A 12,918-nucleotide genomic window follows, 5' to 3' on the forward strand; every position below is an offset into this window, starting at 1 on the left:
GAAATCAGCGATGTCCGGACTGCTCGCCGGTAAGCGACTGCTCGTCACCGGTGTCATCACCGACGCCTCGATCGCCTTCTCGGTGGCGAAGCTCGCTCAGGAAAATGGCGCGCAGGTAGTGCTCACCGGCTACGGCCGGCTCTCCCTGGTCGAGCGCATCGCCAAGCGGCTCCCCGAGCCCGCGCCGGTAATCGAGGTGGACGTCACAAACACCGAGCACCTGGCCGGCCTCGCCGACCGGGTACGCGAGCACGTCGACGGCCTCGACGGTGTCGTGCACTCGATCGGCTTCGCCCCGCAGAGCTGCCTGGGTGGCGGCTTCCTCGACGCGCCCTGGGAGGACGTGGCGACCGCCCTGCACGTGTCCACCTTCTCGTACAAGTCCCTCGCGATGGCGGCGCTGCCGCTGATGTCGCCCGGCGGCGCGGTGGTCGGCCTGACCTTCGACGCGACGAAGGCGTGGCCGGTCTACGACTGGATGGGCGTGGCCAAGGCCGGCCTGGAGTCCGCGTCCCGCTACCTGGCGCTGCACCTGGGCAAGCAGGGCATCCGCAGCAACCTGGTCGCCGCCGGGCCGCTGCGCACCATCGCCGCGAAGTCGATCCCCGGCTTCGACCAGTTCGAGGACGCCTGGGCCGAGCGGGCCCCGCTGGGCTGGAGCCTCACCGACCAGGAGCCCGCCGCGCGGGCCTGCCTGGCGCTGCTCTCCGACTGGTTCCCGGCCACCACCGGCGAGATCGTCCACGTCGACGGCGGCTACCACGCCATCGGTTCCTGACGCGTACCACGACGCTCCCTGGTCGCCGTTCGCGTGATCTACGCGTCCGGACCAGGGGGCGTCGCCGGGACGTCCCGGCCGAGGGGCAAGAATGACCCCATGTCGTACGACGCGGTGGTGCTGGTGTCCTTCGGTGGGCCCGAGCGGCCCGAGGACGTGATGCCGTTCCTGCAGAACGTGACCCGGGGCCGGGGGGTGCCGCCCGAGCGGCTGGCCGAGGTCGCCGAGCACTACCAGCACTTCGGTGGGGTGTCCCCGATCAACCAGCAGTGCCGGGACCTGTTGGCCGCGGTCCGCGCCGACTTCGCCGCGCACGGTCTCGACCTGCCCATCTACTGGGGCAACCGCAACTGGGACCCGATGCTCGCCGACACCGTGACCCAGATGCGCGACGACGGGGTCACCCGGGCGCTGGCCTTCGTCACCAGCGCGTACGGCGGCTACTCATCCTGCCGCCAGTACCAGGAGGACATCGCCGCCGCGCGTGCCGCCGTCGGCTCCGACGCCCCGGTGATCGAGAAGCTGCGGCAGTTCTGGGACCACCCCGGCTTCGTCGAGCCGCACGTCGACGCGGTCCGGGCGGCCCTGGGCCAGCTCGACCCCGCGAAGCGGGACACCACCCGGCTGGTCTTCACCGCCCACTCCATCCCCAGCTCGATGGCGGCCAACGCCGGCCCGCACGGCGGCCGGTACGAGGCGCAGCTGCACGAGACCGCCCGGCTCGTCGCCGCGGCCGCCGCACCCGACCTGGCGTACGACCTGGTCTGGCAGAGCCGCTCCGGCCCGCCGCAGGTGCCGTGGCTGGAACCGGACATCAACGACCACCTGGCCGCCCTCGCGCAGGGCGGCACCACCGCCGTGGTGGTCAGCCCGATCGGATTTGTCTCCGATCACCTGGAGGTCGTGTGGGACCTGGACACCGAAGCGTTGGAGACGGCGAAGCAGCTCGGCCTGGACTTCGTCCGGGCCGGCACGCCGGGCACCGACCCGCGCTTCGTGACCATGGTGCGTGAGCTGGTCACCGAGCGGACCGACCCGGACGGCGCGCAGCTGCGCCGCCGCCTGGGCGAGCTGCCCATCTGGGACACCTGCCCCACCGTCTGTTGTGTGCCGACCCGTCGTCCGACGTCTGCTGGGGGAACCGATGCATGACCGTAAGCCCGTGCAGAGTTGGCTGACCGACATGGACGGCGTGCTGGTGCACGAGGGCCAGCCGGTGCCCGGCGCGCCGGAGTTCATCAACCGGATGCGCGCCTCCGGCAAGCCGTTCCTGGTGCTGACCAACAACTCGATCTACACCCCACGGGACCTGACGGCCCGGCTCAGCCGGATGGGGCTGGACGTTCCGGAGGAGTCGATCTGGTCCTCCGCCCTGGCCACCGGCCAGTTCCTCGCCGACCAGCGGCCGGGTGGCACCGCGTACGTCATCGGTGAGGCCGGGTTGACCACGGCGCTGCACGCCGTCGGCTACGTGCTGACCGACTTCGCCCCCGACTACGTGGTGCTCGGCGAGACCCGCACCTACAGCTTCGAAGCGATCACCAAGGCCGTCCGCCTGATCAACGACGGCGCCCGGTTCATCTGCACCAACCCCGACGTGACCGGCCCGTCCGTGGAGGGCGCGCTACCCGCCGCCGGCTCGGTCGCCGCCATGATCTCCAAGGCGACCGGGGTCGAGCCGTACTTCGTCGGCAAGCCCAACCCGATGATGATGCGCTCGGCGCTCAACACCATCAACGCGCACTCGGAGAGCACCGCGATGATCGGTGACCGGATGGACACCGACATCCTGTGTGGCCTGGAGGCTGGGCTGGAGACCATCCTGGTGCTCACCGGGATCAGCACCCGCACCGAGGCGGAGCGTTACCCGTACCGTCCGTCCCGGATCATCAACTCGGTCGCGGACCTGCTCGACGAGATCTGACCAGCGGGCTGCGGCGGTCTGGTCAGGGGCGCAGGGGGGCGTTGCAGGCGGCCACCAGCGCCTGCCGGCAGGCTGCGGTGAGCGGCCGCAGTGCCGCGTCCCGTTGCTGTGCCTCGTAGTTGTTGATCGCGCCGCCCGGGGCGGCGTGCCCGGCCAACGCCAGCACCCGGTCGAGCACCGCGGCCCGGGCGAAGAGCCGGCGGGCTCGCGGGTCGAAGCCCGGTGGGAGATCGGTGGTGCCGTCCGGGCGGCGGAGCGCGGCCAGCGCACCGGCCAGTTCGGGCCGCCACTGGGCCACGTCGAGACGGGTCAGCACGGCGGTCGTCTCGGCGAGCGCGGCGGCCAGCTCGGCCTCCGCCTCGGCGGCGCCAGGCAACGAGAGTGACGCAGCGGGGGCGTTGGCCGGCAGCGGGTAGACCCGCCAGAGCACCGTCTCGAAACAGTCCCCCGAGCCGGAGGTGTGCAGCCGCACCTGGGGAATCAGCCCGAGCCCGCCGGCGACCACCGCCTCGCCCGTGACCAGCGCCGCACCGGCGAAGTCGCCGGGGCCGGGCAGACCCCGGGGGTCGCCCGGCGCGGGCAGCACCAGGCGGATCTCGTCCGGGGAGAGCTTGGCCAGGGTGGGCAGCGCGGCGCCAAGCGGGACGTCGGTCCAGGTGCCCGGGGCGTCCGCAACGAGGTGTTCCTCGTCGCCGGCGATGGCGTCGGCGACCTCGTCGTAGGGCACCAACCCGGCGCGCCACGCGCGCACCCAGGCAACGAACCGGCTGGACCGGCGCGGCGCGAGTGTGACCGCGCCCGTTGCGGGGGTGGACATGCCGAAAGGGTACGTGGTCACGACCGGCCCTGTCTCGGCTGCCGCTCCGGTCGCCCGGCCTGCCCCCAACTGCCCTGTTCGCCCCAATCCCCGGCCCCTGGCGCGGGTGTGTGGTCGGCGGTCAGGGGGCGGGGCGGTGTGTCGGGGGCCGGGGTGGGCGCGGGCTGGGTTTAGCGTGATCGACATGGCGGGGCGATACGGCGAGGACGTGTTGGCGGGCGACTGGCGACGGCGCAAGGTCACCCCCGAGGTGGACGCCGAACCGGATCTCGTGGTCGAGGATGCCGATTCCGGGTTCTGCGGCGCGGTGGTGGGCTTCGAGGCCGGCGCGGTGGTGTTGGAGGACCGGCACGGCAAACGGCGCAACTTCCCGCTGCTGCCGGCGGCGTTCCTGCTCGACGGCAGCCCGGTGACGCTGCGCCGCCCGAACCGGGCGGCGGTGCCGGCTGCCCGTCGGCGGACCGCGTCCGGTTCGGTCGCCGTGGACAACGTGCGGGCCCAGGTGGCGAAGGCCAGCCGGATCTGGGTGGAGGGCATCCACGACGCCGCGCTGGTCGAGCGGATCTGGGGCGACGACCTACGGATCGAGGGCGTGGTGGTCGAGCCGTTGGACGGCATCGACGCCCTCGACGCCGAGGTGCGCAACTTCGGCCCCGGCCCGACCCGACGACTCGGCGTGCTCGTCGACCACCTGGTGCCGGGCAGCAAGGAGAGCCGGATCGTCGCCCGGGTGAACTCGCCGCACGTGCTGGTGACCGGGCACCCCTACGTGGACGTGTGGCAGGCGGTCAAGCCGGCCGCGTTGGGCATCGCGGCCTGGCCGGTGGTGCCGCCGGGGCGGCCATGGAAGGAGGGGGTCTGCGCGGCCCTCGGGGTGGCCGAGCCGGCCGACATGTGGCGGCAGATCCTGTCCCGGGTGAACAGCTTCGCCGACGTGGAGACCCCTCTGATCAACGCCATGGAACGCCTCATCGACTTCGTCACCGAGCCGGCCTGACCGCCTGGCCCGCCGGATCCGCCCAGCGGCGGGTCAGGGAACCTCGTCGGGGCTGCGGGCGAAGACGAACGTGGCGATGTCGACCGCCGCCGCCCGTCCGTTGTCGTCGCGCAGCACCGACAGGATCTCGCCGTTCTCCGGCCCGGAACGTCCCCGCCAGCGGTCCGTCCCCTCGGCGGTGAACCGGCTCACCCGCTCACCGCGGACGTGGGCCACCAGGTCACCCGCGTCCCAGCTCAGGTCCAGCGAAGTGCCCATCCACCACCAGCGGCCGGTCAGCTCGGCCAACTCGGCATTCGGCGCGGCGGTGGCCGGCCGCCACGGCTGCGGGAACGCCGGCTCGGCGTCCAGCACTGTGGTCAGCAGTTGGCGGCCGAGCCCGGTGATCGGGAAGCCGTACGAGTTGGCGAAGCCGACAACGGCGGTACGGGTGGGCCGGTGCACCAGGAGGGCGGCCACGTACCCGGGCATCGAGCCGCCGTGCCCGACGTACACGCGCTCGCCGTCGCGGTAGAGCTCCAGCCCCAGGCCGTGCCCGCCGGTCCAGGAGTCGAGGTCGCTGATCACCACGGGGGCGCACATCTCGGTCAGCGTCTCGGCGGCCAGCACCGACGGGTCGGGGTCGGCCAGGAACGCGGCCCAGCGGCCCAGGTCCTCGATCGTCGACCAGAGCTGCCCGGCGGGGGCCATGGCGCCGGTGTCGGTGCGGGGCTCCTCGCGCAACGTGCCGTGCCACGGGTGGACGACGTAGCCGCGGGCGTACGGCTCGGTGGCCGCGTAGGTGGTGCGGCGCAGGCGCAGCGGGGTGAGGACCCGTTCGTCGAGCAGGTCGGCCCAGGGTGTCCCGGTGAGTCGTTCGAGCAACCCGCCGAGCAGCCCGTACGCCAGGTTGGAGTAGTGGTACGCGCGGTGCGGCGGGTAAGCGATCTTGTCGGCGTCGACCTCGGCGAGCAGGGTGGCCAGGTCGACGCCTGCCGTCCGCTCCCACCAGTCGCCCTCGGGTTCGCGTTGGATGCCGCTGGCGTGGCCGAGCAGTTGGCGCAGTGTGAGATCGCCCACACCGGTGCCCGGCAGGTGCTGCTCCAGCCGGTCGTCCAGTGCCAGTCGGCCGGCGTCGCGCAACTGCATGATCAGGGTGGCGGTCATCGTCTTGCTGATCGAGCCCACCCGGTACTGCAGGTCGACATCCGGGCGGGGGTGTTCGCCGGCGACGGCCACATGCGCCAGCGTGCCGTCGCGGACCACGCCCAGCACCAGCGACGGGGTGTGACCATCGGCCTGTGCCTGGGCGACCCGGGTGTCGATCTGTCGGGCGGTCTCGGGGAGCACTGTCAACGGGATCTCCTCGGGTCGGGCCGCCGATTCGTGGTGTTTTCGACGGGCCGGAAAGGGTCTCGCAGAGCCTACTGATCTTCGCGGGAAGGCTGCGCGTGCATTTGCGTGTCACGATTGGGTGGTGGACGCCGTGGTGTGGATCGTTTTGGGTGTGCTGCTGGCCGTCGCCGAGATTTTCACGACGACGCTATTTCTGATCATGTTCGGGGCCGGTGCGTTCGCCGCCGCCGGTGCGGCCGCCCTGGGCGCGCCGGTCGCCGTGCAGGCGCTGGTCTTCGCTGTGGTGTCGGCGTTGAGCCTGGTGGTGGTCCGACCGGTCATCCGGCGGCACAGCCGCTCGGCGCTGGAGAGTGGCGAGCAGCCGTTCGGCGTGGAGGCGATCGAGGGCTCCACGGCGCTGGTGCTGGAACGGGTGGACGCCGAGCAGGGTCTCGTCAAGATCGACGGTGAGTTGTGGAGTGCCCGGTCGTACGACACGACACAGGTCTACGACCCCGGTCAACGGGTTCGGGTGATAAAGGTCCGGGGCGCTACCGCCCTGGTGTGGCAGGACGATGTTTCTTCCGCCGGCGAGCTGCCGGAATCGAGAGGGTGAACGGGATGACCTTAATCGGGGTGGTGGTGATCGCGGTGGCGTTGATCGCCGTGATAACGCTGGCCAAGGCTGTGCGGATCGTGCCACAGCAACGTCAGGACGTGGTGGAACGGCTCGGCAAGTACAAGCGCACCCTCAGCCCCGGCCTCAACCTGCTGGTGCCGTTCATCGACGCGGTCCGTACCAAGGTCGACATGCGGGAGCAGGTGGTCAGCTTCCCGCCGCAGCCGGTGATCACCTCGGACAACCTGGTGGTCTCGATCGACACGGTCCTCTACTTCAAGGTGGTCGACTCGGTCCGGGCGACCTACGAGATCTCCAGCTTCCTCCAGGCCATCGAGCAGCTGACCGTCACCACGTTGCGTAACGTGATCGGTTCGCTCGATCTGGAGCGGGCGCTGACCAGCCGGGACGAGATCAACCGGCACCTTTCGGGTGTGCTGGACGAGACCACCGGCCGCTGGGGCATCAAGGTGACCCGGGTCGAGATCAAGGCGATCGAGCCGCCGGCCAGCATCCGCGACTCGATGGAGAAGCAGATGCGCGCCGAGCGGGACCGCCGTGCGGCGATCCTGACCGCCGAGGGGCACAAGCAGTCGGTGATCCTCACCGCCGAGGGTGACAAGCAGTCGGCCGTGCTGCGGGCCGACGGTGACCGGCAGGCCCGGATCCTGCAGGCCGAGGGTCAGGCGAAGGCGATCCGGACGGTCTTCGACGCGATCCACCAGGCCAACCCGAGCCAGAAGGTGCTCGCCTACCAGTACCTGCAGGCTCTGCCGCAGATCGCCCAGGGCAGCGCCAACAAGGTCTGGATCGTCCCGGCCGAGCTGACCAAGGCCCTGGAGGGCATGGGTGGCGCGCTCGGCGGGCTGAGCCAGATGGTGGGGGATCTGCCCGCACCGGAGGCCGCGGACCAGGCGAGCCAGGTCGAGCGCGAGGCCGCCGAGGCGGCGCAGGCCGCGGCGGACGCCGCCCAGCAGATCCACGACGAGGTACGTGTCGCCGAGGCGCAGGCCACCGGCGGCAAGGGGCCGAAGGGGCTGCCCGCGCCGGAGCCGGTGTCGCCGACCAGCCTCGTCGAGGACCCGGCCGACCAGCGCGAGCGCGGCTGATCCGGTACGCCGGCCGCCCGGTCGGCTAAATACGAGAAAGACTCATGGGGCGCTCCGACGCCTGCCACGATCGGTCCTAGGACGGGTGGTGACCAGGCAATCGGGGCGCCCCGGCGCGTCGATGCACCGCTCGACGACGAGCGAGGTGACGCATGAAGGATCCGGCGAATCGAATGTGGTCCTCGGCCCCGGTGCCCGGCGCGCACGACCCGGTCGCCCCGCTGGGCTCCCGGCGCAGCGGTGGCGGGTTCGGCGTACTGCCCTTCGTCGGTGAGCCGACCCCGGGCGCCCCCGCCACGAACGCCAGTTGGGCCTGGTCGGTGCGTCGGTTCGCGCGGGCGGCGGTCTGGCTGCTGCCGGCGTACGCCATCCTCTACGGCGCGGTGGCGATGGCCAGCGACGGAGGCGTGGGCAACGACCCCTATCCGGCCGACGGCCGGGCGGTGTACCTGATCGGTTGGGTGGCCGCGGTCTGGCTCGGCCTGCTTGCGCTGCTGGCCCTCACCGGGCTGCTGGCCGCGACCCGCAGCCGCCGGGTGGCCGCCGCCGGGCTGCTGGTCAGCATCGCCGGCACGGTGCTGATGCTGCCGTTCGCCGGGTTCGAGGAGCAGACGCCGGTCTTCGGCGCCACCGCGCGGTCGCTGGTCCTGCTCGGCGCGACGTTCTACAGCGCGGGCTGGTTCCTCACCGGGTGGGCGGTGGCCCGCTCGGGCACCTTCAGCCTCGGCGACGGCGTCATGCTGATCATCGCCGCGCCACTGCTCGGCCTCGGCGGTGCCCTGATCGGCTCGTTGCAGACCTTCGGCGCGATCTTCGTGCTGATCGCCGGCATCGGCATCGGCTACCGCTCCGGCCGTCTGATGCCCCGCGAAACCGCCAGAGACGCCGCCACCGCCAGCCTGAGTACCCCAAACCCCTAACGCCGCGCGACGCCCCCTCCCGCGCCGTTGATTATGAAGTTGTTGCACACCCCTTGACCCCAAGCGACGTGTCGTGGCAACAACTTCATGATCAACGCGGGCTGGCGGGTGGGGGTTGGCTGGTGGAGGGGCGTGAAGTTGCTGACAATTGTGGGGTGGGGGTAATCGGTTGGCGTTTTTTGTGGCAATCCTGGGGAGCATGGCCGCCCCCCGCTCGCCGCTGTCGCGGCTGTTCACCGTGCTGCTCGCCGGCGTGTTGGCCGGGCTTGTCCTGGCAGTCGCCGCGCTGCCGGGCAACCTGCTGCTCGGGCTCACCGCCCGCTCCGCGCTCGGGTCGTACGCCGCGTTGCCGGCCTCGCTGAAGACCCCGGCCACGCCGCAGCGTTCGTACCTCTACGCCAACGACGGCAAGACGCTGATCACCACGTTCTACGACGTGAACCGCACCGACGTCCCCCTGTCGGAGATCGCTCCGGTCATGCGGCAGGCGATCGTGGCGGCCGAGGACCGGCGCTTCTACGACCACGGTGGCGCGGACCTGCGCGGCCTGGCCCGGGCGCTGGTGGCCAACGTCAAGGGTGGCGGCACCGAGCAGGGCGGCTCGACGCTGACCATGCAGTACGTCCGTAACGTGCTCAAGACCGACCCCACCCGCACCGCCGAGGAGCGCGCCGCCGCCACCGATCCCACAGTGGGCCGCAAGATCCAGGAAATCCGGTACGCGAGCGCGCTCGACAAGAGCCTCGGCAAGGACGAGATCCTCGACCGGTACCTGAACATCGCCTACTTCGGCTCCGGCGCGTACGGGATCGCGGCGGCCAGCCAGCGGTACTTCGGCAAGCCTCCGGCGCAGTTGACACTCGCCGAGTCGGCCCTGCTGGCCGGTCTGGTGCAGTCCCCGGACGCGTACAGCCCGATCAGCGGCGACAAGGACGAGGCGCTGGCCCGCCGGTCGTACGTGCTGGACTCGATGGTCGCCACCAACGCGATCACCGCCGCGCAGGCCGCCCAGGCCAAGGCGGAGCCGCTGGCCCTGCACCCCACCGCCCAGCCCAACGGCTGCACCGCCGTCTCCCAGGGCCACGACGACTGGGGCTTCTTCTGCGACTACCTGCGCCAGTGGTGGCTGACCCAGCCGGCCTTCGGGGCCACCGTCGCGGAGCGCGAGCAGGCACTGCGTTCGGGCGGCTACACAGTGGTCACCTCGCTGGACCCGAAGATCCAGGCCACCGCGCAGCAGCAGGCCACCAAGGTCTACGGGTACGACAACAAGCGCGCCCTGCCGATCGCGGCCGTGCAGCCGGGCACCGGTCGGGTGCTGGCGATGGCTGTCAACCGGCACTACAGCCTCGCCGACAACCCGGGCGGGCAGGCGAACCACCCGAACACCGTCAACCCGCTGATCTCCGGCGGGGCCAGCGTCGACGGATACCAGGCGGGTTCGACGTTCAAGCTGTTCACCATGCTCGCCGCGCTGGAGTCGGGCCGTACCCTCTCCACCGGTTTCGACGCGCCCGCCAAGCTGCCCACCCGGTACGCCGCCGAGGGGCCGGGCAGCTGTGACGGCCACTGGTGCCCGGCGAACGCCAATCCGGACTGGATGGACGGGTACCGGATGATGTGGGACGGCTTCGGCCGGTCGGTGAACACCTACTTCGTCTGGCTGGCCGAGCAGGTCGGGCAGGACAAGGTCGTCGAGATGGCGCAGCGGCTCGGCATCACCTTCCGCGCCGACTCGGACGCCAACTTCGCCAAGAACAACTCCGCGAACTGGGGTTCGTTCACCCTCGGCGTGGCGGCCACCACCCCGCTGGACCTGGCCAACGCGTACGCGACGGTGGCCGCCGAGGGCACCTACTGCACACCGGTGCCGGTGGTCTCGGTGACCAGCGCGGACGGCGCGAAGGTGCCGGTGGGGCAGCCCTCCTGCAAGCGCGTGCTCGACGCCGACGTCGCCCGTGCCGCGACCGACGCGGCCCGCTGCCCGGTGGGTCAGCAGTCGGCGTTCGGGCAGTGCAACGGTGGCACGGCCACCGGTGTGAACGACATCCTCGACGGCCGACCGGTGGCTGGTAAGACGGGTAGCTCGGAGCAGAACTCCACCGAGACGTTCGTCGGCTTCACGCCGCAGGTCGCGGTGGCCGGAATCGCCGCCAACCCTGACGACCCGGCCGACTCGGTGGGGTCGGCGGTGCAGACGAAGGTGATCGACGCGGTCGCCCGGGTCATCGCCACCGCCGTGAAGGGCCAACCGGAGAAGGCGTTCGTCGCACCGAGCCACGAGCTGGCCGGCGACCCGCACCGCCCGGTGGAGCGCCCAACGGTCCCGAACCGCAGGCAGGACCCCACCACCGACGACCCCCGCTCAGCCCTCCAACGCTGGCTCGACCGCCGAGGCTGACCCAACCGCTCCCTCCCGGCCCCACCCGCACCCCTCCCCGCGATCTTGCACTTTCGGTCGTCGAATAACGCTTATGTGCGGCATTTGTCGGCGCAGAAAGTGCAAGATCGCGCGGGGAGTGGGGCAGGGCGCGGGGTGGGGGTGGGTTAGCGGTCGCGGCGGCGGGGGCGGTAGCTGGTTAGGGTGGCGGGGAGGCCGCGGCGGATGATCCCGGCCCAGTCGGTGTCGCCGCGCAGCACCGCCGCCGCGGTCTTGCGGGCCTGCTCCGCGGTGAAATGCGGCGGGAGCATCAGCTCCGCCGGGTCCACCAGGGCGTTGATCACCACCGGCCGGTCGGCGGTGAGCGCCCGGTCCCAGACGTCGCGCACCTGATCCGGTGAGTCGATCAACTCGCCGTGCAGCCCGAGCACCTCCGCCCACTGGTGGTAGGCGATGTCCGGCAACTGCTGGCTGTCCGGGAACATCGGCGTCCCCTCGGTGGAGCGCTGTTCCCAGCTGACGAATGCCAGATCCCGGTTGTTGAGCACCAGCACCACGAAGCGCGGGTCGGCCCAGCTGCGCCAGTACTTGGCCACGGTGATCAGCTCGTTGACGCCGTTCATCTGCATGGCGCCGTCGCCGATCAGTGCGACCAGCGGCCGGTCCGGGTGGGCGAACTTGGCGCTCAACGCGTACGGCATGGCGCCGCCCATGGACAGCAGCGTGCCGGAGAGGCTGGCCAGCATGCTGGGGCGTACCTGGATGTGTCGGGCGTACCACGCGGTGGTCGTGCCGCAGTCGACAGCGAGCAGCACGTCGTCGGGCAGCCGCTCGTTCAGCGTGTGGAAGAGCAACTGCGGGTTGACCGGGTCGGCGGCCTGCTCGGCCAGGTCGTGTTGCACCCGGCGCCACGCCGAGGTGGCCTCGGTGACCTCCGCCCGCCAGGCGGTCGGCCCGGGGCCGGGGCCCAGTTCGTTCAGCAACGCCCGCAGCGTGGGGCGGGCGTCGCCGGTCAGGTTCACCTCGGTCGGGTACCGCAACCCGAGCTGGGTGCCGTCGAGGTCGATCTGCACCGCGCGGGCCTGCCCGGGCGGCGGATAGAACTCCGAGTACGGCATGTTGCTGCCCACGATCAGCAGCCGGTCGCAGCCGCTCATCAGCTGCCAGCTCGGTCGGGTGCCGAGCAGCCCGATCGCGCCGGTCACCCACGGTTCGCGGTGGTCGACGGCGGTGAAGCCGAGCAGCGCGGTGGCCACGCCGGCCCCGAGCCGATCAGCGATCTCGCGGACCTCGTCGCGCGCGCCGAGGGCACCCTGGCCGACCAGCATGGCCACCCGTTGCCCGCCGCGCAGCACCTCGGCCGCCCGGCGTACGTCCGCCTCCGGCGGCACCGTCGGGATGCTGCTCGGCGCGTTGCTGGTCCGGTAGTAGCCGTGCGCGTGCGGCGGGTTCGGTACGGCCGGCTCGTCCTGCAGGTCGAGGGGCAGGATCAGGGCGGTGACGGTGCGCCGGGCCAGCGCCGTCCGGCACGCCCGGTCGACCAGGTGGCGTACCTGCGCCGGGTGGTCGAGCTGGGCCAGGAACGCCGCTGCCACGTCCTTGTAGAGGGCGAGCAGGTCGACCTCCTGGTAGTAACCGCCGCCCTCGGCGGTGGTCGCGGTGTGACCGACCAGGGCGACCACCGGTTGGTGGTCGAGCTTCGCGTCGTACAGGCCGTTGAGTAGGTGGATGGCGCCCGGCCCGCTGGTGACCAGCGCGCAGCCCAGCGGCCCGCCGCCGTACTTGACGTGCGCGGAGGCGGCGAAGCCGGCGGTCTCCTCGTGGCGGACCTGGACGAACTGGGCGCGGCCGTCGGTGCGTTGCAGCGCGGAGGTGAGGCCGTTGATGCCGTCGCCGGGATAGCCGAAGTAGCGGTGCACGCCCCAGCTGAACAGTCGCGACACGATGTGGTCGGCGACGGTCGGACGCCGGGGCAGGGTGCCCGCTTCGCCCGCCGTGGTGTCGTCTGCGCTCACCTGGCTGGTCCTTCCCGTCGCGTCCCGATGCCCGCCGGTCATTCC

General features: G+C 71.6%; 11 protein-coding genes. 8 read left to right on the forward strand and 3 right to left on the reverse strand.

The features are described from left to right. Nucleotides 1-10: 10 nt before the first annotated feature. The 3 genes from fabI to ACIA47_RS27105 all read left to right on the forward strand — a co-directional run bounded on the left by fabI (nucleotide 11) and on the right by ACIA47_RS27105 (nucleotide 2,702). The gene (gene fabI, locus ACIA47_RS27095) at nucleotides 11-778 is read left to right on the forward strand and encodes an enoyl-ACP reductase FabI (RefSeq protein WP_091403861.1); all 768 of its coding nucleotides are present in this window, start codon (nucleotides 11-13) and stop codon (nucleotides 776-778) included. A gap of 99 nt (nucleotides 779-877) precedes the next feature. Next, on the forward strand, nucleotides 878-1,930 hold the full coding sequence (locus ACIA47_RS27100) for a ferrochelatase (protein WP_396711245.1): 1,053 nt from the start codon (nucleotides 878-880) through the stop codon (nucleotides 1,928-1,930). Beyond that, nucleotides 1,923-2,702 (forward strand): HAD-IIA family hydrolase, encoded by a 780-nt coding sequence (locus ACIA47_RS27105; protein ID WP_203125801.1) that lies wholly within the window; start codon nucleotides 1,923-1,925, stop codon nucleotides 2,700-2,702. Before ACIA47_RS27100 ends, ACIA47_RS27105 begins: the two co-directional genes overlap by 8 nt. 22 nt (nucleotides 2,703-2,724) lie before the next feature. Here the strand turns inward: ACIA47_RS27105 and ACIA47_RS27110 are convergent, their stop codons facing one another. Next, nucleotides 2,725-3,519, reverse strand: a complete 795-nt coding sequence (locus ACIA47_RS27110; RefSeq protein ID WP_354944497.1) for a hypothetical protein — start codon at nucleotides 3,517-3,519, stop codon at nucleotides 2,725-2,727. 184 nt (nucleotides 3,520-3,703) lie between these two features. On the opposite strand from ACIA47_RS27110, the gene ACIA47_RS27115 reads away from it, so the two are divergent. After that, entirely contained in the window at nucleotides 3,704-4,516 is an 813-nt protein-coding gene (locus ACIA47_RS27115) for a DUF3097 domain-containing protein (RefSeq protein WP_396711246.1), read from the forward strand. A gap of 33 nt (nucleotides 4,517-4,549) precedes the next feature. Here the strand turns inward: ACIA47_RS27115 and ACIA47_RS27120 are convergent, their stop codons facing one another. Continuing rightward, nucleotides 4,550-5,851 (reverse strand): serine hydrolase domain-containing protein, encoded by a 1,302-nt coding sequence (locus ACIA47_RS27120; RefSeq protein ID WP_396711247.1) that lies wholly within the window; start codon nucleotides 5,849-5,851, stop codon nucleotides 4,550-4,552. A gap of 121 nt (nucleotides 5,852-5,972) precedes the next feature. On the opposite strand from ACIA47_RS27120, the gene ACIA47_RS27125 reads away from it, so the two are divergent. The 4 genes from ACIA47_RS27125 to ACIA47_RS27140 all read left to right on the forward strand — a co-directional run bounded on the left by ACIA47_RS27125 (nucleotide 5,973) and on the right by ACIA47_RS27140 (nucleotide 10,879). Next, on the forward strand, nucleotides 5,973-6,446 hold the full coding sequence (locus tag ACIA47_RS27125; RefSeq protein WP_091403880.1) for an NfeD family protein: 474 nt from the start codon (nucleotides 5,973-5,975) through the stop codon (nucleotides 6,444-6,446). Between the two features lie 5 nt (nucleotides 6,447-6,451). Beyond that, nucleotides 6,452-7,558 (forward strand): SPFH domain-containing protein, encoded by a 1,107-nt coding sequence (locus ACIA47_RS27130; protein WP_350853825.1) that lies wholly within the window; start codon nucleotides 6,452-6,454, stop codon nucleotides 7,556-7,558. A gap of 152 nt (nucleotides 7,559-7,710) precedes the next feature. Next, nucleotides 7,711-8,478 carry a hypothetical protein gene (locus ACIA47_RS27135; RefSeq protein WP_396711248.1) on the forward strand — a complete coding sequence of 256 codons (768 nt, stop codon included), beginning with the start codon at nucleotides 7,711-7,713 and terminating at the stop codon, nucleotides 8,476-8,478. 199 nt (nucleotides 8,479-8,677) lie between these two features. Next, complete coding sequence (locus ACIA47_RS27140; protein ID WP_396711249.1) at nucleotides 8,678-10,879, forward strand: transglycosylase domain-containing protein; 2,202 nt, start codon at nucleotides 8,678-8,680, stop codon at nucleotides 10,877-10,879. 146 nt (nucleotides 10,880-11,025) lie between these two features. Here ACIA47_RS27140 and ACIA47_RS27145 read toward each other — a convergent pair whose 3' ends face one another. Then, nucleotides 11,026-12,873: a thiamine pyrophosphate-requiring protein gene (locus ACIA47_RS27145; protein WP_396711250.1), complete on the reverse strand. Its 1,848-nt coding sequence runs from the start codon at nucleotides 12,871-12,873 to the stop codon at nucleotides 11,026-11,028. Nucleotides 12,874-12,918 lie beyond the last annotated feature (45 nt).

Origin of the sequence: Micromonospora sp. NPDC051227 (assembly GCF_044455385.1) — a bacterium.
Classification (GTDB): Bacteria; Actinomycetota; Actinomycetes; order Mycobacteriales; family Micromonosporaceae; genus Micromonospora.

Bases quoted from the DNA above. Each gene is read 5' to 3' on its own strand.
- fabI (WP_091403861.1), top strand. From the start codon at position 11: ATGTCCGGACTGCTCGCCGGTAAGCGACTGCTCGTCACCGGTGTCATC.
- ACIA47_RS27100 (WP_396711245.1), top strand. From the start codon at position 878: ATGTCGTACGACGCGGTGGTGCTGGTGTCCTTCGGTGGGCCCGAGCGG.
- ACIA47_RS27105 (WP_203125801.1), top strand. From the start codon at position 1,923: ATGCATGACCGTAAGCCCGTGCAGAGTTGGCTGACCGACATGGACGGC.
- ACIA47_RS27110 (WP_354944497.1), bottom strand. From the start codon at position 3,519: ATGTCCACCCCCGCAACGGGCGCGGTCACACTCGCGCCGCGCCGGTCC.
- ACIA47_RS27115 (WP_396711246.1), top strand. From the start codon at position 3,704: ATGGCGGGGCGATACGGCGAGGACGTGTTGGCGGGCGACTGGCGACGG.
- ACIA47_RS27130 (WP_350853825.1), top strand. From the start codon at position 6,452: ATGACCTTAATCGGGGTGGTGGTGATCGCGGTGGCGTTGATCGCCGTG.
- ACIA47_RS27135 (WP_396711248.1), top strand. From the start codon at position 7,711: ATGAAGGATCCGGCGAATCGAATGTGGTCCTCGGCCCCGGTGCCCGGC.
- ACIA47_RS27140 (WP_396711249.1), top strand. From the start codon at position 8,678: ATGGCCGCCCCCCGCTCGCCGCTGTCGCGGCTGTTCACCGTGCTGCTC.